Raw genomic sequence first — 20,893 nt, forward strand, 5'->3', positions numbered from 1 at the left:
TGACATCACGCCAGACGGCCGCTAGAAGGCCGCGATGAACGCTTCCCCCACATCTCCTTCCCCTGTTCACGTCATCGGCGGCGGCCTGGCCGGCTCAGAAGCCGCCTGGCAGATCGCTCAGGCCGGCGTGCCCGTCATCCTGCACGAGATGCGAGGCGTGCCCGGCGTGAAGACCGACGCCCACCAGACGGACGGACTGGCCGAACTGGTCTGCTCCAACTCCTTCCGCTCGGATGATTGGGAGTACAATGCGGTCGGTCTGCTGCACGCCGAGATGCGCGCGCTGGACTCGGTCATCATGGCATGCGGCGACGCCCATCAGGTGCCGGCGGGCGGCGCCCTGGCGGTGGATCGCGACGGCTTTTCCCAGGCGGTCACGGCGAAGCTGGAGGCCCACCCTCTGATCACCGTCGTGCGTGAGGAGATCGTCGGCCTGCCGCCTGAGGATTGGGACAATGTGATTGTCGCCACCGGCCCCCTGACCTCGCCCGCCCTGGCCGACGCCATCCTGAAGGCGACGGGCGAGGAGAGCCTGAGCTTCTTCGACGCCATCGCCCCCATCGTCCACGCTGACTCGATCGACTTCGACATCGCCTGGCGGCAGTCGCGCTATGACAAGGAAGGTCCCGGCGGAGACGCGGCCGCCTACGTCAACTGTCCGATGGACAAGGACCAGTACGAGGCCTTCATCGACGCCCTGCTGAACGGCCCCAAGGCCGAGTTCAAGGACTGGGAGCACGTCCCCTATTTCGACGGCTGTCTGCCGATCGAGGTCATGGCCGAGCGGGGGCGCGAGACCCTGCGACACGGCCCGATGAAGCCCGTCGGCCTGACCAATCCGCGCAATCCGACGGTCAAGCCTCACGCCATCGTCCAGCTGCGTCAGGACAACGCCTTGGGCACCCTGTTCAACATGGTCGGCTTCCAGACCAAGCTGAAGCACGGGGCGCAGGCCGAGGTCTTCCGCATGATCCCCGGCTTGCAGAACGCCCAGTTCGCGCGTCTGGGCGGCCTGCACCGCAACACCTATCTGAACAGTCCCCAGTTGCTGGACAAGCAGTTGCGGCTCAAGGCCATGCCCCGGCTGCGCTTCGCCGGCCAGGTCACGGGGGTCGAGGGCTATGTCGAGAGCGCCGCCATGGGCCTGCTGACCGGCCGCCTCGCCGCGGCGCAAGCTCTGGGCCGCGACCTGTCGCCGCCCCCGCCCGAGACCGCCATGGGCGCCCTGGTCGAACACATCACCGGGGGCCATCTGGAAGGCTCCAAGTTCCAGCCGATGAACATCAACTACGGCCTGCTGCCCCCGCTGGAGGCCCCCAAGGTCGATGAGGACGGCAAGCGCATCCATCCCAAGGAACGCGGACGGGCCAAGAAGCGGCTGCAGAGCCTTCGTGCGATGGCGAGCCTGAAGGCGTGGCGGGACGCGGGCTAAACCCGTCCGCGGACCGTCGCCCAGAGCAGTCGCAAACGCTTGAGCGGCTCCGGCTGATCGGGCGTCGTCAGGGCGGCCGAGGCCACGGCCGGGAAGGCTTCGGCGGGCAAGCTCTTCAAGGCCGCGTTCGCCGTCCGGCGCCCCGCCCGCGCCTCCTCCGTCCGCCCGACCTGCCCCAGCCCCCGCACCCGACCCGCCTCGACCACCTTGTCCCCGTGGCCCGGACCGGCCAGCACATGAACCGCCGTCTGCATCGGGCCGACGTAAAAGGCGTCCAGATCGTGGGGCTCGCCGTGGACGCGGCCGATATGAGCCTCGATCAGGGCGTCGAAGGGCGCGCGGTCCAGGGCGTGGCGGGCGACCAGATCGGTCAGGGCCTCCAGCACCGGGTGACCCTTGCGGGCGACCCCAGCGAAGACCCCGTCCAACTGCTCGGCCCACCAAGTGTAGCGCATCTCGGCCAGAAGCGGCTGGGTCACCCGCGTGGGTATGGCCATCAGCTCGGCCTCGAAGGCGTAGAGGGCGATCAGGTCGGCGCGGGCGCGCTCATCGGCGACCAGGCGGCTGGACAGCCAGCGGTCCAGATCGGCGGCGTGAACCTGGGCGTCCAGACTCGCTGCGACCGTCGCCGTCGGAGCGGGTTCATTCACAGGTTCAGGCGGCACGCGAAACGGCGAAATCGGCCAGGTCTTCCAGGGCCGCGCGCCAGTCGGACGCCGGCAGGACCGACAGGGCGGCCTTGGCCTGATCGGCATAGTCGCCGGCCAGGTCCAGGGTCGCGCCGATGGCGCCGGAGCCGACGACCAGTTCACGGGCGCGGGCGAAGTCCTCGGGCGTGCGCTCGCCCTTGGTCACGGTCCGCTCCCAGAAGGCGTCCTCGCGGCCTTTTGTGCGGGCCACGGCCAGCAGCAGCGGCAGGGTGGCCTTGCCCTCGTTGAAATCGTCGCCGGCGTTCTTGCCCAGGGCCTCGGCAGTCGCGCCGTAATCCAGGGCGTCATCGGCCAGCTGGAAGGCGATGCCCAGGGCCATGCCGTAATCGCGCAGGGCCTTGACCGCCCCGGCCGACGCCCCGGCGCCCACGGCCCCCGCCTCGGCGGCGGCGGCGAACAGTTCGGCGGTCTTGGCCGAGATGATCTGAAGATAGGTGGCCTGGTCCAGGTTCAGGTCGTGGGCGCGGGTCAGCTGCAGCACCTCGCCTTCCGAGATCACGCGCGAGGCCTCGGCCAGAATGCCCAGAGCCCGCATCGAATCCGTTTCGACCATCAGTTCGAAGGCGCGGGCGAACAGGAAGTCGCCGACCAGGACGCTGGTCGGCGCGCCCCAGATCAGATGAGCGGCGACCTTGCCTCGACGCAGCTCCGACGCATCGACGATGTCGTCGTGCAGCAGGGTGGCTGTGTGGATGAACTCCACCGCCGCCGCCAGCTTCTTGGGCGACAGAATGTCCCCCTGCGCGCCCGTGGCCCTGGCGGCGGCGACTGTGAGCAGGGGCCGCAGCCGTTTGCCCCCTGCCGAGACCAGATGTTCGGCCAGTTTTGGGATGATCGGCACGTCCGACTGCATCCGGTCGATGATCAGGGCGTCCACCTCGGCCATATCGGTTCCGGCCAGCCGGACGAGGGCGTTCACATCCCCCTTCGGACGGGGAAACACGGCAGGGGCGAGGTCCAAGGGGATACTCTTTCGCAGGTCGCGCAACGTCCGCCGCGCAGCTAATTCCGACCGCGATCCGCTTGCCGGATCGCGATGGCGCGCACAATGGTGATCACCCCCCGGAGGGTCAAGGAGATTGAGGCTTGGACAGCGTTCCCGCCGCGCCGGAAGTCGTCGAGAACGCCCTGTTAGGCGGGCGCGTGCGCTTGCGACAGCCCGCGCGGGGTTATCGCGCCGGCATGGACGCGGCCATTTTGGCCGCCGCCGTCGCGCCACGGCCGGGCGAGCGGCTGTTCGAAGCCGGCTGCGGCACGGGGGCGGTCCTGATGCAGATCGCCGCCCGTCATGAGGGGGCTTTCCTGACGGGGCTGGAGCGCGACTCGCTCGCCGCCGATCTGGCGCGTCAGAATGCGGCGCTGAACGGTTTCACGGACCGTATGACCGTCATCGACGGCGAAGTGGCGGCGGGCTTCCGCCCCCTGGAGCTGCCGGCCTTCGACTGGGCCGTATCCAATCCCCCCTTCTTCGACGACCCGGGCGCCCTGCGCGCGCCGGCCCCGGGCAAGCACGGCGCCTGGATGGCCGACGACGGTCTGGCGGCGTGGACCGGCCTGCTGCTGAAAGCGGTGCGCGAGGGCGGCCGGATCGTGATCATCCACCGCGCCGACCGCCTGGCCGATCTTCTGGCCCTGCTGGGAGACAAGGCCGGGTCCTTCGCCATTCGACCGATCCAGCCCTTCGCCGAGGAACCGGCCAAACGGGTGCTGGTCCGGGCGATCAAGACCGGCAAGGCGCCGTTGCGCCTCCTGCCGCCGCTGGTGCTGCACAACCGATCGGGCGCCAAACACACGCCCGAATCCGAAGCCCTTCTGAGAGGCGAAGCCGCTCTGGACTGGTGAGAGGCCCCGTTCCGACACAGGGCGCCCGACCCGCCAATACTCGCCTTATTTGCTCTCGCGCCTCAGGATCGCTACATCCGCGGCAACCTCCCCCATTCGACGAAAACCCCAAGGGCGAAATCGCACCTCATGGCGCAACAATATATTTTCCAGATGCAGGGTCTGACCAAGACCTTCCCCGGCGGCCGCAAGATCTTCGAGAACATCTGGCTCAGCTTCTACAACGACGCCAAGATCGGCGTCGTCGGGGTCAACGGCTCGGGTAAGTCCACCCTGCTGAAGATCATGGCCGGCCTGGACACCGAGTTCACCGGCGAGGCCCGCGCCGCCGACGGAATCAAGCGCGGCTATCTGGAGCAGGAGCCCCAACTCGACCCCGCCCTGAACGTTCGCCAGAACGTCGAGGCCTGGTGCGAGGAGAAGCAGTGGGTCAACCGCTTCAATGAAGTCGCCGCCGAACTTGGCGAAAACTACACCGACGAACTGATGGAGGAGATGACCGCCCTCCAGGAGAAGATCGACGCCGGCGACGTCTGGGACATCGACGCTCGGATCGACCAGGCCATGGGCGCCCTGCGCTGCCCGCCCGACGACTGGGAAGTCACCAACCTGTCCGGCGGTGAGAAGCGCCGCGTGGCCCTGGCCCGCCTGCTGCTGTCCAAGCCCGACATGCTGCTGATGGACGAACCGACCAACCACTTGGACGCCGAATCCGTCGCCTGGCTGCAGCACCATCTGGAAAACTTCCCGGGCTGCGTCATCCTGGTCACCCACGACCGCTACTTCCTGGACCAGGTCACCAAGTGGACGCTGGAGCTGGACCGCGGCAAGGGCCATCCGCACGAGGGCAACTATTCCTCCTGGCTGGAAGCCAAGACCAAGCGCGTCATTCAGGAACAGTCGGAATCCGAAGCCCGCCAGCGCGCCCTCTCGCGCGAACTGGAATGGGTCCGTTCGGGCGCCAAGGCCCGTCAGGCCAAGTCCAAGGCCCGTCTGGCCGCCTACGAGCGGATGGTCGAGGAACAGGAGTCGATGCGCGGCGCCCAGACCCACGCCCACATCCAGATCCCGCCCGGACCGCGCCTCGGCAATGTCGTGCTGGAGGTCGAAGGCCTGCAGAAGTCCTACGGCGACAAGACCCTGTTCGACAACCTGACCTTCAAACTGCCGCCCAACGGCATCGTCGGCGTCATCGGCCCCAACGGCGCCGGCAAGTCGACCATGTTCAAGCTGATCACAGGCCAGGAAAAGCCCGACGGCGGCTCGATCCGTGTCGGCGAGACGGTCAAGCTGGCCTATGTCGACCAGTCGCGTGATGATCTGAAGCCGGACGAGACCATCTGGCAGGCCATCTCCGGCGGCACCGACGTGATGATGGTCGGCAAGCGCGAGATCAACACCCGCGCCTACGTCGGCAGCTTCAACTTCAAGGGCGGCGACCAGCAGAAGAAGGTCGGTCAGCTGTCCGGCGGCGAGCGCAACCGCGTCCATCTGGCCAAGACCCTGGCCGCCGGCGGGAATCTGATCCTGCTCGACGAACCGACCAACGACCTGGATATCGAGACCCTGCAGAACCTCGAGGAGGCTCTGGAGGAGTTCGCCGGCTGCGCCGTGGTCATCTCCCACGACCGCTGGTTCCTGGACCGTCTGGCCACCCACATCCTCGCCTTTGAAGGCGACGGCCATGTGGAATGGTTCGAAGGGAACTTCGAGGCCTACGAACAGGACAAGATGCGCCGCCTGGGCGCCGACAGCATCATTCCCAAGCGCCTGCAACACCAGAAGTTCGGGCGCTGATCGCCTGATCTAAAAAGAGGAGCCGCTGCATGACCCAACGCCCCGCCGTTCTCATCATGCAGCGGCATCTCGCCCCGCTCTCGCCGATCCTAGAGAGCGCCTATGACGTCTACCGCTTCTGGGAAGGCCCGCCCATTGAGGCCGCCCATGACATCCGCGCCCTGATCGTCGCCGGCGAGGCGCCGCTGGACAAGGGGCTGATCGAACGCCTCCCCGCCCTCGATCTGATCGCCTGTTTCACCTCGGGCTATGACGGGATCGACATCGACTGGTGTCGTGAACGCGGCCTGCCCGTCACCCATGCGCCGGGGGTCAACCATGAAGACGTGGCCGACCACGCCCTGGGCCTGATCCTGGCCGCGCGTCGGCAGATCGTCTCGGGCGATCGTCAGGTCCGGTCGGGCGGCTGGACCGCCGAGACCCGCAGCATCACCCCCTCGCTCGGCGGCCAGAAACTGGGCGTCGTCGGCCTGGGCGCCATAGGCGCGGCCGTGGCCCGGCGCGCCGAGACGTTCCGCATGGATGTGAGCTGGTGGGGCCCTCGCCCCAAGGGCGCCGAATGGCCGCGGGCCGACAGTCTGTCGGCCCTGGCCAAGGCCAGCGACATCCTGGTCGTCGCCTGCAAGGCCGATGAAACCAATCGCGGCCTGATCTCTCGCGAGGTGCTTCAGGCCCTGGGGCCGGACGGCCTGCTGGTCAATGTCGCGCGCGGTCAGTTGGTCGATGAGGACGCCCTGATCGACATGCTGAAATCCGGCGCCCTGGGTCAGGCGGCCTTGGACGTCTTCATGGAGGAGCCGACCGAGCCTTCACGCTGGGCCGATGTTCCGAACCTCGTCCTGACGCCCCACACCGCCGGCGCGACGACCGCCGGGGTGCAGGGCATGCTGATGCTGCTGATGCAGAATCTTCAGGCGCATTTCGCGGGCCAGCCGCTGAAGACGCCGGTCGAGTGATCAGTCCGGGCGTTGCGGACGCTGGGGGCGTTCATCGGCCGTGACGACGCCGTCGCCGTTCTTGTCCATGGTCTTGAACATGGCTTCGGCGGCGGCCTCCATCTCGGCCTTGGTGATGAGTCCGTTCCCATCCGCATCGGCGCGGCTCAGCATCCGACCGCCCGGCGAGGCGGCCAGCTCCGAGGCGTTGATCGCGCCGTCATGGTTGGCGTCGATACGGTCGAACATGGCGCCCATCCTCGCCTTCATGTCAGCGAGGGTCTCGCGCTCCGGCGGACGCATCCCGCCCATCGGCGGCGGGCCGGACATCTGCCCCCCGCCCATCGGCGGCTCAGGAAAATCGCTCTGCGCCAGGGCGGGTCCGGCGACGAGGAGGGCGAAGGTTGAGATCAGAAGACTGCGCATGGAACCACTCCAAAGGGATTGCATCTCCTTCAACGGCGAACGGAAGCCTTCCCGTCGCGGCCTTCGCGAGCAGGTTTTTGCTTGCCAAATCATATAAAGATATCTTTATATGATCATATGAGCTTGAACGCCGATCAGACTGTCGAAGCGCTTCGCGCCGCCGGCGAACCCACCCGCCTGCGCATCCTGTCTCTGCTGGCCAGTGAAGAGCTGTCGGTCATGGAGATGTCGCGCATTCTGGACCAGAGCCAGCCCCGCGTCTCCCGTCACCTGAAGCTGATGACCGATTCCGGGCTGATCGAGCGGTTTCCCGACGGCGCCCGTGTCTATTACCGCCTGTCGCACGATCCCCATGCGCGGCGGCTGATCGACACCGTTCTGGACATCCTGGCCGACGACGCCGGAGAGGCCGACCATCGGCGACTGAGCGAGGTGCAGAAGGACCGACAGCAGGCGGCCGAAAGCTATTTCGAACAGATTGCGCCGCAATGGGACCGGCTGCGCTCCCTCTATGTCAGCGAAAGCGCCGTGGAAGCCGCACTGGAAAGGGCGGTGGGGCCCGGTCCGTTCAAGCGCGTCGTCGACCTGGGCACCGGCTCGGGACGTATGCTGACCCTGTTCGGCAAGAAGGCCAAGATGTCGGTCGGGCTGGATCTGAGCCAGAACATGCTCAACATCGCCCGCGCCAATGTCTCCAAGGCCGGACTGAGCAAGGTCGAACTGCGTCACGGCGACATCTTCGCCACCCGCCTGCCCGCCGGCAGCGCCGATCTGGTGATCGTGCATCAGGTCTTGCACTATCTCGCCGACCCTTCCGCCGCCGTGGCCGAGGCGGCGCGTCTGGTCTGCCCGGGCGGGCGGCTGGTCATCGTCGATTTCGCCCCGCACGACTTCGAACATATGCGCGAGGCGCATCAGCACCGCCGCCTGGGCTTCGCAGACGCAGAAATCACCGGCTGGCTGGTCGACAACGGCCTGGCTCCCTCTGCGCCCATCGCCCTGCCCCCCGATAACGAAGGGCTGACTGTAACGATCTGGACGGCCGAACGCCGGGCGGCGCCGGCCGCCGCCCAAGGCAGAAAGAGCGCATGATGACCGGTTCCTCCACCAATCTGGCGGAAGCGCGGGCCTTGCTGCTCTCGCCGCTGGGGCCGGTCGCGCGCGCCGGATCGAACCGCGAAACGGTGCGGGTTTCCTTTGAGTTCTTTCCGCCCAAGACCGACGAGGCCGAGGTCAATCTGTGGAAGGCGATCCGCCGGCTTGAGCCGCTGAACCCCGCCTTCGTCTCCGTCACCTATGGAGCGGGTGGTTCGACGCGGGAACGCACCCACCGGACCGTGCAAAGGATCATCGCCGAGACGGCTTTACGGCCCGCCGCCCACCTGACCTGCGTCGACGCGAGTCGGGATGAGGTGGACGAGGTGATCGCCGGCTACAAGACCATCGGCGTGGACCACATCGTCGCCCTGCGTGGCGATCCGCCCGGCGGCGGCGGCATCGGCGGCGTCTATCAGCCCCGCGCCGACGGCTACGCCAACGCCACCGAACTGACGGCCGCCATCAGCCGCATCGGCGGCTTCGACGTCACGGTCGGCGCCTATCCCGAGAAACATCCCGAGAGCCCGTCCATTGATCACGACATCGAGGTGCTCAAGGCCAAGGTGGACGCCGGCGCAACCCGCGCCGTCAGCCAGTTCTTCTTCGACATCGACGCCTTCCTGCGTTTCCGCGACCGGGTGCGGGCGGCAGGGGTGACCATTCCCCTGATCCCCGGCGTCATGCCCGTGTCCAACTTCGCCGGCCTGGTCCGTATGTGCGGCGCTTGCGGCGCGGGTATCCCCGACTGGCTGAAAGCTCATTTCGACGGGCTGGACGACGACCCGGAGACCCGCAAACTGCTGGCCGCCTCCATCGCCGCCGAGACCTGCGCACGTCTGCAGGAAGAAGGCTTCTCCGACTTCCACTTCTACACCCTGAACCGCGCCGATCTGGTCTATGCGATCTGCCGCGTGCTGGGCGTGCGTGAAACAAAGGCTGTGGCGTAATGACCTCTCCCCTCACCCGCCCCCTGACTCGGGCCGAACGGATCGCCGCCCTGCATGCGGCGGCCAAGGAACGCATCCTGGTCCTTGACGGCAGTTGGGGCGTGATGATCCAGCGTCTCGGCCTGTCGGAAGCCGACTTCCGCGCCGACCGCTTCGTCGCCGCCAACGGCTATGACGAGTCGCACCAGATGAAGGGGAACAACGACATCCTCTGCATCACCCGGCCCGACATCATCTCGGACCTGCACGACCAGTATTACGCCGCCGGCGCCGACATCTCCGAGACCAACACCTTCTCCGGCACCACCATCGCCCAGGAGGATTACGCCCTGGACGCCCAGGCGGTGTGGGACATCAATCTGGAAGGCGCCAGACTGGCCCGCGCCGCCGCCGACCGCTGGACGGAGAAGGAGCCGCACAAGCCGCGCTTCGCCGCCGGCTCCATCGGTCCGCTGAACAAGATGCTGTCCATGTCGTCCGACGTGAACGACCCCGGCGCCCGCAGCGTGACCTTCGATCAGGTCTATGAGGCCTATCGCCATCAAGTGAAGGCGCTGAACGAAGGCGGCGTCGATCTCTATCTGATCGAGACCATCACCGACACGCTGAACTGCAAGGCCGCGATCAAGGCGATCAAGGATCTGGAAGACGAAGGCATGGACGCCCTGCCCATCTGGATCTCGGGCACCATCACCGACCGGTCGGGCCGCACCCTGTCGGGCCAGACGGCCGAGGCCTTCTGGAACAGCGTGCGTCACGCCAAACCCTTCGCCGTGGGCTTCAACTGCGCCTTGGGCGCCGACCTGATGCGGCCCTTCATCGCCGAACTGAGCCGCGTCGCCGACACCCTGGTCGCGGCCTATCCCAACGCCGGCCTGCCCAACGCCATGGGCCAGTACGACGAGGAGCCGCACGAGACCGCCCATTTCATCGAGGAATGGGCCGCCTCCGGCTTGGTCAACATCGTCGGCGGCTGCTGCGGCACGACGCCGGATCACATCAGGCACGTCGCCGAGGAAGTCGCGCCGCTGAAGCCGCGCGCGATCCCGGAACGACCGGTGGCCCTGCGGCTGTCGGGCCTCGAACCGTTCGAGATGGTGGCGTGACAGGCTTCCCTCCCCGCTCATCCCCGCGAAAGCGGGGACCTAGTCCTTTGGGCGACAGCCATCACCATGATGTCTTCGCTCGCGATCCCATGCACCGTGCCTCCCAAAAGCACTGGGTCCCCGCTTTCGCGGGGATGAGCGGAAGTCTGTAATGCGCCCCACCTTCATCAACGTCGGCGAACGGACCAACGTCACCGGCTCGGCCAAATTCCGCAAGCTGATCGTCGAGGGCGACTATTCGGCCGCCCTCGATGTCGCCCGTCAGCAGGTCGAGGCCGGGGCCCAGATCATCGACATCAATATGGATGAGGGCCTGCTGGACGGCGCCGTCGCCATGCGAACCTTCCTCAACCTGATCGCGGCCGAGCCCGACATCGCCCGCGTGCCGGTGATGATCGACAGCTCCAAATGGGAGGTGATCGAGGCGGGGCTGAAGTGCGTCCAGGGCAAGCCCATCGTCAACTCGATCAGCATGAAGGAGGGCGAGGCCGCCTTCCGCGAACAGGCGATCAAATGCCTGCGCTACGGCGCCGCCGTCGTGGTCATGGCCTTCGACGAGGTGGGCCAGGCCGACACCGCCGCCCGCAAGATCGAGATCTGCACCCGCGCCTACAACATCCTGGTCAAAGAGGTCGGCTTCCCGCCCGAGGACATCATCTTCGATCCCAACATCTTCGCCGTGGCGACGGGGATCGAGGAGCACGACAACTACGCCGTCGACTTCATCGAGGCGGTCAAGGTCATCAAGGCCACCCTGCCCTACGCCCGCATTTCGGGCGGCGTCTCGAACGTCTCGTTCAGCTTCCGCGGTAACGAGCCGGTGCGCCGGGCCATCCACAGCGTCTTCCTGTACCACGCCATCAACGCCGGCATGGACATGGGCATCGTCAACGCCGGCGACCTGCCCGTCTATGACGACATCGACCCCGAGCTGCGCGAGGCGGTCGAGGACGTCATTCTGAACCGACCGCAGCGGACCAATGTCTCGAACACCGAGCGGCTGGTCGATATGGCGCCGCGCTACAAGGGCGAAAAGGGTCAGGCCCGCGTCGTCGATCTCAGTTGGCGCGAACAGCCGGTCGGCAAGCGGATCGAGCACGCCCTGGTCCACGGCATCACCGAGTTCATCGAGGCCGACACCGAGGAGGCGCGTCTCGCCGCCGAACGGCCGCTGCACGTCATCGAAGGTCCGCTGATGGACGGGATGAATGTGGTCGGCGACCTGTTCGGCTCGGGCAAGATGTTCCTGCCCCAGGTGGTCAAGTCCGCCCGGGTGATGAAACAGGCCGTCGCCTGGCTGGAACCCTTCATGGAGGCCGAAAAGGCCGGCAAACCGCGCGAGCAGGCGGGCCGCATCCTGATGGCCACGGTCAAGGGCGACGTCCACGACATCGGCAAGAACATCGTCGGCGTCGTGCTTCAGTGCAATAATTACGAAGTCATCGACCTGGGCGTCATGGTGCCGGCCGACCGGATCCTGGACGAGGCCAAGGCCCATAACGTCGACATCATCGGCCTGTCCGGCCTGATCACGCCTTCGCTGGACGAGATGGTCTTCGTCGCCGCCGAGATGGAGCGACGCGGCTTCGACATTCCCCTGCTGATCGGCGGCGCCACCACCAGCCGCACCCACACGGCGGTCAAGATCGAGCCGGCCTATCGCCGGGGCTCGACCACCTATGTCGTCGACGCCTCGCGCGCGGTCAGCGTGGTCTCGGGCCTGCTGTCGCCCACCGAAAGGGCCAGGAACGAAGCCGCCACCCGCGACGAATACATCCGCATCCGCGAACAGTACGCGCGGGGCCAGGAGGTCAAGGCGCGCGCGACCCTGGATCAGGCGCGCGGGAACCGCTTCAGGCTAGACCCCGATCAGCCCCGCCCCGGCAAGCCCGGCTTCATCGGCGTGCGGGCCTTCGACGCCTGGGATCTTCAGGATCTCGCCGACCACATCGACTGGACTCCCTTCTTCGCCAGTTGGGAGCTGATCGGCCGCTATCCGCTGATCCTCGAAGACGAGATCGTCGGCCAGGCCGCCCGGGATCTGTTCGCCGACGCGCAAGCCATGCTGAAGCGGATCATCGACGAGAAGTGGTTTACCGCCAAGGGCGTGGTCGGCTTCTGGCCCGCCCGCGCCGCCGGCGACGACATCATCGTCTTCGCCGACGAGACGCGCGACGCCGAGATCGCCCGCTTCCACACGCTGCGTCAGCAGATCAAGAAGTCGAACGGCAAACCGAACCTGGCTCTGTCCGACTTCATCGCCGACGACGACCAGGACTATATCGGCGCCTTCGCCGTCACCGCCGGCCACGGCGAGCTGGAGATCGCCAAACGCTTCAAGGACGCGGGCGACGACTATTCCGCCATCCTCGCCACCGCCCTGGCCGACCGCATGGCCGAGGCCTTCGCCGAACGGCTGCACAAGGAAGTCCGCACCCAGCTGTGGGGTTACGCTGCCGACGAGGCGACCAGCGTCGACGATCTGATCGCCGAACAATACCAGGGCATCCGCCCGGCGCCCGGTTACCCGGCCCAGCCCGACCATACGGAAAAGGCCACCCTGTTCCGCCTGCTTCAGGCCGAGCAAAACGCCGGAATGGCCCTGACGGAGAGCTTCGCCATGAGGCCCCCCGCCTCGGTCTCGGGCCTCTATTTCGGCCATCCCGGCAGCCACTATTTCGGCGTCGGCAAGATCGACCTGGACCAGGTCGAGGACTACGCCCGTCGCAAGGGCTGGGACGTGGCCACCTGCGAACGCTGGCTGGCCCCCATCCTCAACTACGATCCCTACGCCGCCAAACGGGAAACGGCGGCCTGAGCCGGACCCAGGCCGCCGCTGTTAATCTTCGAGACCCCGCCGCTTAGTTTGCGGGCGCCGGCGCCTCAAGCCCCACTTCGGCCGGGGTCGCCGGCGGAGTGGTGATGTTGTTCCGGATGCGCCGCGCCGCATGTTCGCACCGGCCCGGCAGGCCGTAGAACAGGCCGAAGGACTGGCTCCGCGCCGCCTCGTCCTCGCTCGCCAGAAGCGGCGCCCACTGGGCCTTGGCCGCAGCCGCCGCCTGTTGCGCAGCCGCCTTGGTCGCCGCCGTCTGCCTCGGCTCCGCCGCCGCCAGGGCGCTGCGGAAATCCTGGGCCTCCAGACGACCCAGCCGCACCAGCTCCGTATCCTCCGGCGAGCGGTTCGTCAGGCTGTCGCCCAGATCCGCGTGCCCCGTCACCAGGGCGTCGCACCAGGCCACCAGCGGATAATCCTGTGTCGGCGCCCCGCGCGGCAGCGTGTGCGAATAGGCGATCGCCTCACGGACCTTCAGGGCCTCCGCCGTCTCGGCGGTGCGATTGCCGGTGACGATCGGCCCGTCCTGGGACTGGGCGAAGGCGGCGGCGGCGGCGGAAAGCGAAAGGGTCGCGGCGAGCGCGGCGGCGGAAAACTTCAGCATTGCAATCCTAGACGAGAGGGCGCCCCAGCGCCCAGCCAAGCTGTAACGCTCCACCGCCAAGATGGCGCCAGTGCGGCGCTCAAAAAGAAAGGGCGGCGGACCGAAGTCCGCCGCCCAGTGCTTCTTCCGCTATGACTTGGCCTTGAGGATGACGGCGGAGCCGCCGACATCCTGAGGTTCTCGTCTTAGAAGGAGTAGCGCACCCCCAGATAGGCGCGGCGAGGCGCAACCCAAGCATTCGCTTCCTGGTAGTCGAAGTCAGCGTTACCAGCCACGTCAGTGAATTCCGACGTCGCGGACTGCTGATCCAGAATGTTGAAGATGTCCGCAAACAGCTCGACCTTACCGAACGACAGGTCGAGCGTGTAGGTCGCCCGAACATCGAAGGTGAAGTACGACGGGCCCGTCTCCGAGCCGGTGAAGCCGGGCGAAAGCCAAGTCGAGGTCGTGCCGCCGAAGTTGTAAGCGGGATCGCGCGGTCCCGCCACATATCCATACAGATACGAGATGGGGGTGTAGATTACACCGCTGTTCCAGTTGAAGACGCCAGCCAGCTCGAGGCCGAAGTCGAACTCGTAACCGCCGTAAGCCTTGAACTGATGCTTGATGTTCCCAGGCAGATCACCCCAGGCGTTCGGAGCGCGGGGATCCAGGTAGATGAAGTCACCCTGCACGCCTGCATTGCCGTCCGAGCTCGAGTTACCCTTGGCGTCGTTGAAGGTGTAGGACAGCTGTCCGAACCAGTTTTCGGTACGGTACTTCGTCAGCGCCACTTCGATGCCGCGATAGTCACGCTTGCCGCCGGCGAGGGTGCCCAACACATAGTTGATCCGACCCGCTTGGACGTCAGCAATCTGAGCGGCGCTCAAACCGAAGTAGCTGTAGTCCAGGAAGAAGGGCCCACCGGGAACCGCGTTGCCGTCCAGACCCGTATTGGTCGGGTCCGAATAGACGTGCAGATCGTAGTCTTCGAAGATGTTACGGGTGTTCCGCTGGGTGGCGACCACCGACAGACCGATGTCACGTCCAAAGGTGGTCGAATAGCCGATCAGGAATTCATCCGTGTAGGGCGTCTTGGTGCTGGGCGAGAAGATGGAGTCGAGCACAGCAGCGCCACCGCGGGTACGATAAGTCACCCAGTTGCCGCCAATGTTGATCTGCTCTTCATCGACTGCCCCTGACAGGCTGCCGGCGAAGGCGGTCATGTCGTTACGTACGGGATCGTAATAGCGACCGCCGAAGGCCCAGACCTTGGTGCGGCCGTCCCCGAACAAATCATAGACGACGCTGACACGCGGCGCGAGTTCCCATTCAAACGTAAACAGTTCGCTTCCGTTCGAATCGGTGTGGGTCCACTCCTCGGCTCGCACGCCGGCGTTCACCGTCAGTTGTCCCTTGGTCCAGCTATCCTGGATGTAGAAGGCCTTGCCTTCGGAACCCACATTGTTGATGCCGTTCTGTGTCCGCAGCGAGCGATACGAGTTGATCTGGCCGCCCGGGTTTCCTGCCGTATCGGAGAAGCTGATGGCGTCGATCTCACCCAGCGACAGGGATCCGTCACGGTTGGTGTCAACGATCGCATAAAGCGCGGCCCGGTTCGAGGCTGCGTTGATGCCATCGATGATACGACTACGGTCATCGGCGGAGAAGACAGCGCTCGTAAAGCCCGTGCCCGCCAGTTGAGCAAAGGTCGTGCCCGGGTAACGGCTCGACAGCGAGGTATAGGTCGCGCCTCCGTTCACCGTACCCTCGACGATGTTTTCGTTCTTGGTCGATGTGTAACCCGCCTTGAACGTATGGCTGCCGAAGGACGTGTCCAGGAAGTACTCGGCGCTGACGCCCCATTCATCCCGATTGCGGTTACGAAGCGTATTCCCGCCCGAACCACCAATGTTCTGCTCTTCGTAGGTATAAGTCGCCCCACGAGCAAACACGACGTTATTACGCGTGGAGCTGTCGGCGGCGATCGTGTTGAGCTCAGACTCGTGGTTGAAGTAGTAAGCGTTCAGCGTCAGATCGCCCCAGGTCTTGGTGTAATCGATCTTGTAACGCTCGCCACCCTGGTCCGTCGCCGAGTCACGATAGTTGCGAACAGATGCCGAGGAGCTGCCGCTGATTTCCGTCGGATCGCTCAGGTAGGTCGCGGTCAACCGGTCATTGTCGGTAATCTGCCAAGTCAACTTCGCGAAGCCGTACTCAGCGTCGCGTTCGACCGTCCGCTGAACCGCGCCGGTGGTTCTGTTCAGAACGTCGTCTTCGCGATGCGTGCGCTGATAAGAACCGAAGAACCACAGCCTATCACGAAGAATGGGTCCGCCGAGCGTCACTGCCGTGTCGTAGGTGGAGAATCCAGCCGACTCATTATGTTTGTCTTCCTGAACGAGACTGTCATTCTGGAAGTAGTAGTTGACAGAACCGTGGAACTCATTTGACCCGGACTTTGTCACCACTTGTGAGATGAGACCCGAACCACCTTCGTACTCAGCAGGTGCACCGCCAGTAATGACCTTCTGCTCCTGAATGATTTCGTTGTTCAGGTTGGCGCCAAAGGTGCCGGTGACGGGGTCGGTGACATTTACGCCATCAATGTAGTAGACGTTGTCCGAAGACGAACCCACCACACCAGTGACTGACGAGTTAATGCCCGACTTTGAAGACGGGTTCGAGCCAGGCTTCACGCCAGGAACGAGTTGCAGATAGCTTTGATAGCTCCGGCCCGTAGGCAGGGATTCCACAGTGTCCAGCGTCAAAACAGTCTGAACCGTGGCGGAAGTCACATCGACAGCGGCGAAAGAGGTGCCGGTCACGATGATGTCGTCCACGGTCGACGCACCACCGATGCTGAACGTCTGCGACAGGTCACTGTTCGACGTCACCGCAATGCCGGTCGCCGTAAAGGTTTCATAGTTGGGCGCCGAGATCGTGACCGTGTAGTTGGCGGCCGGGTCAAGGCCCGACAAGCGCACAAAACCCGCACTATCCGTCACGCCAGTACGAGACACCAGCGAGAGCGGCGAACTGACAGTGACCGTTGCGCCGGCCAGGGGCGCGCCGTCAGGGCCATTGACGGTCACGCGAAGGCCGCCCGTCGTGCTTTGAGCCAAAGCAGCCGTTGGCGTCAGGACAGGCGCTGCCACGATCATGGCGAACGCCACGCCGCCCATCATGGTCGTAGCGAGCATCCGCTGCCGAATGGATCGGTTTTTCAAAATCATCCTCCTGAAACGATCGGGCGACGCTAAAATGCCGCCTAAACTCTACGTCCCCATGCACGTAGATCGGAGGAGAGCTTAATCCGCCACATAGGGCGCGCTACGTCTATTACAGGTCCGTAACCCTTTAGTCGTCCACCTGTCGCAATATGGCCACAGAAAGGCGAGGAAGGCCACAATACGTCGTTATTGCGGCGAAATCCACCAATTCATAAATCTGAGCCCGCAAGAACGCGACACTTTGAGATTTTTTGTCTGCTGCGTCATCGGATGCGCAATATTTCCCCCACAGCCCTCTAGATGGTCCCTAGGAGCATTCCGCTCAAATCACCGCTCCACCGCCACCCTCGACGCATAAGGCGCCGGCTCGGGCGTGCACGACGCTGTGACGAGTTGCGCCGCCATGAGACACAGCAGCGCCGCCGCGATAGGCTGGAGCCGATTTGAGACAGCGAAGGCGATCGAACGAGCCATGATGGGGCGCTCCGGCGAAGGTTACCGAGGAGTTAAGGCAAGGGTCGCGCCAGAGGACGGGGGCGTCGGCGTGATTCCCTTCGTTCGGGATTTTGATTTCGCCCACGGGCGGCGCGATCAGGTCTCGCCGCTGATTCAGCGAGTGATCGCCCACAATCCGGGTCCCTTCACCTTCACGGGGACGGGGACCTATATTGTCGGTCGGGCCGAGCCGGGGGCGCAGGTGGCGGTGATCGACCCCGGCCCTTTGGACGAGCCGCATCTCGCCGCCCTGCTGACGGCGGTGGCGGGACGTGTAGTGAGCCACGTCCTCGTCACCCACACCCACCGCGACCACGCCCCCCTCGCCCGCCCCTTCGCCGATCGTAAGGGGGCGACGATTGTCGCGGCGCGGCCCCCGGTGCGAGAAACCCACGCCTCGGGCGCGCTGGATGAGGATGAGGATGCGGACTTCGCCCCCGACACGGTGCTGACGGGCGGCGAACGGATCGAGGGCGACGGCTGGACGCTGGAGGCCCTGTTCACGCCCGGCCACGCCTCGAACCATATGGCGTTCGCTCTACGGGAGGAGAACGCCCTGTTCAGCGGCGACCACGTCATGGGCTGGTCCACCACGGTGGTGGCGCCGCCGGATGGAAACATGCGCGACTATATGGCCAGCTTGGACGCCGTGATCGCGCGGAACTTCACCACTCTCTGGCCCACGCACGGCGCCCCTGTGACGAACCCTGGGCCCTTTCTGTCAGCCTATCGCGCCCACAGGCTGGAGCGCGAGGCCCAGGTGGCGGCGCGGTTGAGGGCGGGCGACCGAACGGCGGCGGAGATGACGCCGATTCTCTACGCCGCCGTGGATCAGCGGCTGTGGCCGGCCGCCGCCCTGTCGGTCCTGGCCCATCTGATCAAATTGGTCGAAGACGGGACGGCGACCGTTTCGGGCCCGCCCAGCGTGACGGCGGAGTTTCGTCCGGCCTAGAGCCTGATCCGTTGAGGAGGAACCGCTGCGCGGTTCCGTCCGAAACGATCATGCTCTAGCGGACTTCCTCCTCCAGGGCCGCGACGATCTTGCCCATCAGACGGCAGGTCGCGCCGCCGTCGGGGCGCGGATCGCGCGCTGCAACTCGAATGTCGGTCCGTCCGGGCCGGATGCGGATCACCGCGTCATAGGCGAAGCCGAACCAGGCGCCCTCATGCACCCCCTCGACCTCGAAGGTCGCGGCGCGAACCACTGGAAAACCAGCGTCCACCAGGGCCGATACCGCCTGCTGCGCCAAGATCTGCGAGGGAATGGAGCGGGCGGCGGGACAGGCCTGCATCCCCTGAACGTCATTCGCGCGAGGATGAAGGGCGGCCAAATGGCTGAAGGCCGGTGGTTCTTCCACACTGGTGCTGACGTCACGCGGCGTAGGCTGGGCCAGCCGTGCGCCTTGATGGAGGAAGACGCCCAGGACGCCTCCCGCCAGGACCAGAGCCGTGACGGCATAGACCCAACGGCGACCGAGGTCCCGCAGAGCCAGGACCGTCACGGTCAAGGCTGCGCCCAGACCGACCCAGGCCATGCCCCGCCCCACCGTCCAGGTCAGCAGATCATAGGTGACCGCCCGATCGACCCCGCCGAACAGGGTCGCCGCCATGGCCGCCACCGCCAGGACCGGGGCCGCCGCCGTCACGGCGGTCAGGACAGGGATCAAGGCGGGGACGGGCTTGGTCGATCGCATCGGCGTTCCGGCAGGTCAGGCGGGCTGAACGTCGGGCAGACGATAGTCCTTCATCCGCTCGCGCAGAAGCTTCTTGTCGATCTTGCCCGTGGCGCCCAGGGGGATCTCGTCCAGGGCCACCACGTCATCGGGCATCCACCATTTGGCGATCTTGCCCTTCAGAAAGTCGAGATGCTCCTGCTTGTCCAGAGTCTCGCCGGCCTTCAGCTTGACCAGCAGGACCGGGCGCTCGTCCCATTTGGCGTGGGGGGCGCCGATGACGGCCGCCAGCTCGACCTTGGGGTGGCCGACGGCGATGTTTTCGATCTCGATGGAGCTGATCCACTCCCCGCCCGACTTGATCACATCCTTCGAACGGTCGGTGATCTGCATGAAGCCCAGTTCGTCCACCGTCGCCACATCCCCCGTGTCGAAGAAGCCGTCCGCGTCCAGGATCGAGGCGTCCTCGCGGAAATAGGCGCGGGCGACCGTCGGTCCCTTGACCATCAAATGGCCGAAGGTGGCCCCGTCATGCGGCAGGCTCTGACCCGCGTCGTCCTTCAGCGCCAGTTCTATGCCCAGTGGGGGCGTCCCCTGTTTGGTGCGGTATTTCAGCTGTTCCTCGAACGGCAGGGCCGCCGTCTCCGGCGTCATGTTCGACAGGGTGCCGATCGGCGAAGTCTCGGTCATCCCCCAGCCCTGGAGCACTTCGACGCCATAATCGTCGTGGAAGGCGCGGATCAGGCTTTCCGGCACGGCCGAACCGCCGATCAGCACGCGCTTGACCGTAGAAAGCTTCAATCCGTTCTGCCGCATATGGGCCAGAAGCCCCTGCCACACGGTGGGCACGGCGGCCGAGAAGGTGACGCCCTCGGTCTCGAGCAGCTCATACAGAGCCTCCCCGTCCATCCGGGCGCCCGGCATCACCAGCTTGCAGCCCGATGCGGGACCGACGAAGGCGATGCCCCAGGCGTTGGCGTGGAACATGGGCACCACCGGCAGTATGACGTCGCTGGTCTTGCCCCCGACCACCGAAGCTTGCAGGGCCATGAAGGTGTGCAGGAAGTTGGAGCGGTGCGAATACAGCACCCCTTTGGGATTCCCCGTGGTGCCGGAGGTGTAGCACAGGCCGCAGGCGGTGTTTTCCGGGAAGTCGCCCCACAAGACGCCGGCGGACTGGTCAGCCACGATCCTTTCATAGGATTCTGCGCGCGGCAGCCGGGTCTGCGGCATGTGGGCGTCGTCGGTCATGATGATGACCCGCTCGACCTTCGGGATGTGAGGCAGAATCGCTTCAAGCAGCGGCACGAAGGTCAGGTCGGTGAAGATGACCCGGTCCTCGGCGTGGTTGATGATATAGACGAGTTGCTCGGGAAACAGACGGGGGTTCAGGGTGTGGCACACCGCGCCTATGCCCATGACGCCGTACCAGGTCTCGATATGGCGGTCGGTGTTCCAGGCCAGGGTGGCGACGCGATCGCCGGGCTCGATACCCCAGGCTTTCAGGGCGTTGGACACCCGCTTGGCCCTGTCGTGAATCCGGCTGTAGGTGGTGCGGACGATGGGGCCTTCGACGGAACGGGTGACCACTTCGCGGTCGCCGTGCCAGTTCTTGGCATGGTCGAGGATCTTATCGACCGTCAGAGGCCAATCCTGCATCAATCCCAGCATGTGCGTCTTCCTTGTCCCTTGATGCGTCTGCTCGCCCGCGACGCTTGATGAGACGCTATAGGGGTGATCAGCGATAAGCAATGCGAGCCCGGCGCGCCGTCGCGCGACCGAT

16 protein-coding genes are annotated in these 20,893 nt (G+C 65.6%); 9 read left to right on the forward strand and 7 right to left on the reverse strand.

Annotation, left to right across the window (positions count from 1 at the left end; translation table 11 throughout):
- Window positions 1-34: 34 nt before the first annotated feature.
- Window positions 35-1,432 carry a methylenetetrahydrofolate--tRNA-(uracil(54)-C(5))-methyltransferase (FADH(2)-oxidizing) TrmFO gene (trmFO, locus tag AC1RKE_RS01655; RefSeq protein WP_348682931.1) on the forward strand — a complete coding sequence of 466 codons (1,398 nt, stop codon included), beginning with the start codon at window positions 35-37 and terminating at the stop codon, window positions 1,430-1,432.
- Here the strand turns inward: trmFO and AC1RKE_RS01660 are convergent.
- Together AC1RKE_RS01660 and AC1RKE_RS01665 are read right to left on the reverse strand one after the other, a co-directional pair.
- Complete coding sequence (locus tag AC1RKE_RS01660) at window positions 1,429-2,082, reverse strand: squalene/phytoene synthase family protein (RefSeq protein WP_348682929.1); 654 nt, start codon at window positions 2,080-2,082, stop codon at window positions 1,429-1,431. The genes trmFO and AC1RKE_RS01660 overlap by 4 nt on opposite strands.
- A gap of 4 nt (window positions 2,083-2,086) precedes the next feature.
- Window positions 2,087-3,103 carry a polyprenyl synthetase family protein gene (locus AC1RKE_RS01665; protein ID WP_395941925.1) on the reverse strand — a complete coding sequence of 339 codons (1,017 nt, stop codon included), beginning with the start codon at window positions 3,101-3,103 and terminating at the stop codon, window positions 2,087-2,089.
- A 125-nt stretch (window positions 3,104-3,228) separates the two neighbouring features.
- Here AC1RKE_RS01665 and AC1RKE_RS01670 point away from each other — a divergent pair, with 125 nt between their 5' ends.
- The 3 genes from AC1RKE_RS01670 (at window position 3,229) to AC1RKE_RS01680 (ending at window position 6,737) form a co-directional block, all read left to right on the forward strand.
- Window positions 3,229-3,984, forward strand: a complete 756-nt coding sequence (locus AC1RKE_RS01670; RefSeq protein WP_348682928.1) for a tRNA1(Val) (adenine(37)-N6)-methyltransferase — start codon at window positions 3,229-3,231, stop codon at window positions 3,982-3,984.
- A gap of 129 nt (window positions 3,985-4,113) precedes the next feature.
- Window positions 4,114-5,781 (forward strand): energy-dependent translational throttle protein EttA, encoded by a 1,668-nt coding sequence (gene ettA, locus AC1RKE_RS01675; RefSeq protein WP_395942354.1) that lies wholly within the window; start codon window positions 4,114-4,116, stop codon window positions 5,779-5,781.
- 29 nt (window positions 5,782-5,810) lie between these two features.
- On the forward strand, window positions 5,811-6,737 hold the full coding sequence (locus AC1RKE_RS01680) for a 2-hydroxyacid dehydrogenase (protein ID WP_348683389.1): 927 nt from the start codon (window positions 5,811-5,813) through the stop codon (window positions 6,735-6,737).
- On the opposite strand, the gene AC1RKE_RS01685 is transcribed toward AC1RKE_RS01680, so the two are convergent.
- Window positions 6,738-7,142 (reverse strand): EF-hand domain-containing protein, encoded by a 405-nt coding sequence (locus AC1RKE_RS01685; RefSeq protein ID WP_348683391.1) that lies wholly within the window; start codon window positions 7,140-7,142, stop codon window positions 6,738-6,740.
- A 117-nt stretch (window positions 7,143-7,259) separates the two neighbouring features.
- Between AC1RKE_RS01685 and AC1RKE_RS01690 the strand changes: the two genes are divergently transcribed.
- From AC1RKE_RS01690 to metH, 4 genes are all read left to right on the forward strand, one after another.
- On the forward strand, window positions 7,260-8,234 hold the full coding sequence (locus AC1RKE_RS01690) for an ArsR/SmtB family transcription factor (protein WP_054766150.1): 975 nt from the start codon (window positions 7,260-7,262) through the stop codon (window positions 8,232-8,234).
- Complete coding sequence (gene metF, locus AC1RKE_RS01695) at window positions 8,231-9,187, forward strand: methylenetetrahydrofolate reductase [NAD(P)H] (RefSeq protein WP_054766151.1); 957 nt, start codon at window positions 8,231-8,233, stop codon at window positions 9,185-9,187. The genes AC1RKE_RS01690 and metF overlap by 4 nt, the downstream gene beginning before the upstream one ends.
- Window positions 9,187-10,293, forward strand: a complete 1,107-nt coding sequence (locus AC1RKE_RS01700; protein WP_348683393.1) for a homocysteine S-methyltransferase family protein — start codon at window positions 9,187-9,189, stop codon at window positions 10,291-10,293. Before metF ends, AC1RKE_RS01700 begins: the two co-directional genes overlap by 1 nt.
- Before the next feature lie 151 nt (window positions 10,294-10,444).
- Window positions 10,445-13,111, forward strand: coding sequence for a methionine synthase (gene metH / locus AC1RKE_RS01705; protein WP_348683395.1), 2,667 nt, complete (start codon window positions 10,445-10,447; stop codon window positions 13,109-13,111).
- 43 nt (window positions 13,112-13,154) lie between these two features.
- Here the strand turns inward: metH and AC1RKE_RS01710 are convergent, their stop codons facing one another.
- Both AC1RKE_RS01710 and AC1RKE_RS01715 read right to left on the reverse strand, forming a co-directional pair.
- Window positions 13,155-13,730 carry a hypothetical protein gene (locus AC1RKE_RS01710; RefSeq protein ID WP_152950629.1) on the reverse strand — a complete coding sequence of 192 codons (576 nt, stop codon included), beginning with the start codon at window positions 13,728-13,730 and terminating at the stop codon, window positions 13,155-13,157.
- A gap of 185 nt (window positions 13,731-13,915) precedes the next feature.
- Entirely contained in the window at window positions 13,916-16,939 is a 3,024-nt protein-coding gene (locus AC1RKE_RS01715; protein WP_348683397.1) for an outer membrane beta-barrel protein, read from the reverse strand.
- Window positions 16,940-17,486: 547 nt separating this feature from the next.
- Here AC1RKE_RS01715 and AC1RKE_RS01720 point away from each other — a divergent pair.
- On the forward strand, window positions 17,487-18,389 hold the full coding sequence (locus AC1RKE_RS01720; protein WP_348683399.1) for an MBL fold metallo-hydrolase: 903 nt from the start codon (window positions 17,487-17,489) through the stop codon (window positions 18,387-18,389).
- Window positions 18,390-18,444: 55 nt separating this feature from the next.
- On the opposite strand, the gene AC1RKE_RS01725 is transcribed toward AC1RKE_RS01720, so the two are convergent.
- Entirely contained in the window at window positions 18,445-19,131 is a 687-nt protein-coding gene (locus AC1RKE_RS01725) for a DUF1499 domain-containing protein (RefSeq protein WP_287394809.1), read from the reverse strand.
- 15 nt (window positions 19,132-19,146) lie between these two features.
- The gene (locus AC1RKE_RS01730; RefSeq protein ID WP_395942399.1) at window positions 19,147-20,781 is read right to left on the reverse strand and encodes a long-chain-fatty-acid--CoA ligase; all 1,635 of its coding nucleotides are present in this window, start codon (window positions 20,779-20,781) and stop codon (window positions 19,147-19,149) included.
- Between the last annotated feature and the right edge of the window lie 112 nt (window positions 20,782-20,893).

The sequence above is a fragment of the Brevundimonas sp. GW822-FHT03E11 genome (genome assembly GCF_058801445.1).

Coding starts and splice junctions, on each gene's coding strand:
- trmFO (WP_348682931.1), top strand. CDS start 35: ATGAACGCTTCCCCCACATCTCCTTCCCCTGTTCACGTCATCGGCGGC.
- AC1RKE_RS01685 (WP_348683391.1), bottom strand. CDS start 7,142: ATGCGCAGTCTTCTGATCTCAACCTTCGCCCTCCTCGTCGCCGGACCC.
- AC1RKE_RS01680 (WP_348683389.1), top strand. CDS start 5,811: ATGACCCAACGCCCCGCCGTTCTCATCATGCAGCGGCATCTCGCCCCG.
- metH (WP_348683395.1), top strand. CDS start 10,445: ATGCGCCCCACCTTCATCAACGTCGGCGAACGGACCAACGTCACCGGC.
- AC1RKE_RS01725 (WP_287394809.1), bottom strand. CDS start 19,131: ATGCGATCGACCAAGCCCGTCCCCGCCTTGATCCCTGTCCTGACCGCC.
- ettA (WP_395942354.1), top strand. CDS start 4,114: ATGGCGCAACAATATATTTTCCAGATGCAGGGTCTGACCAAGACCTTC.
- AC1RKE_RS01710 (WP_152950629.1), bottom strand. CDS start 13,730: ATGCTGAAGTTTTCCGCCGCCGCGCTCGCCGCGACCCTTTCGCTTTCC.
- AC1RKE_RS01730 (WP_395942399.1), bottom strand. CDS start 20,781: ATGCTGGGATTGATGCAGGATTGGCCTCTGACGGTCGATAAGATCCTC.
- metF (WP_054766151.1), top strand. CDS start 8,231: ATGATGACCGGTTCCTCCACCAATCTGGCGGAAGCGCGGGCCTTGCTG.
- AC1RKE_RS01700 (WP_348683393.1), top strand. CDS start 9,187: ATGACCTCTCCCCTCACCCGCCCCCTGACTCGGGCCGAACGGATCGCC.
- AC1RKE_RS01690 (WP_054766150.1), top strand. CDS start 7,260: ATGAGCTTGAACGCCGATCAGACTGTCGAAGCGCTTCGCGCCGCCGGC.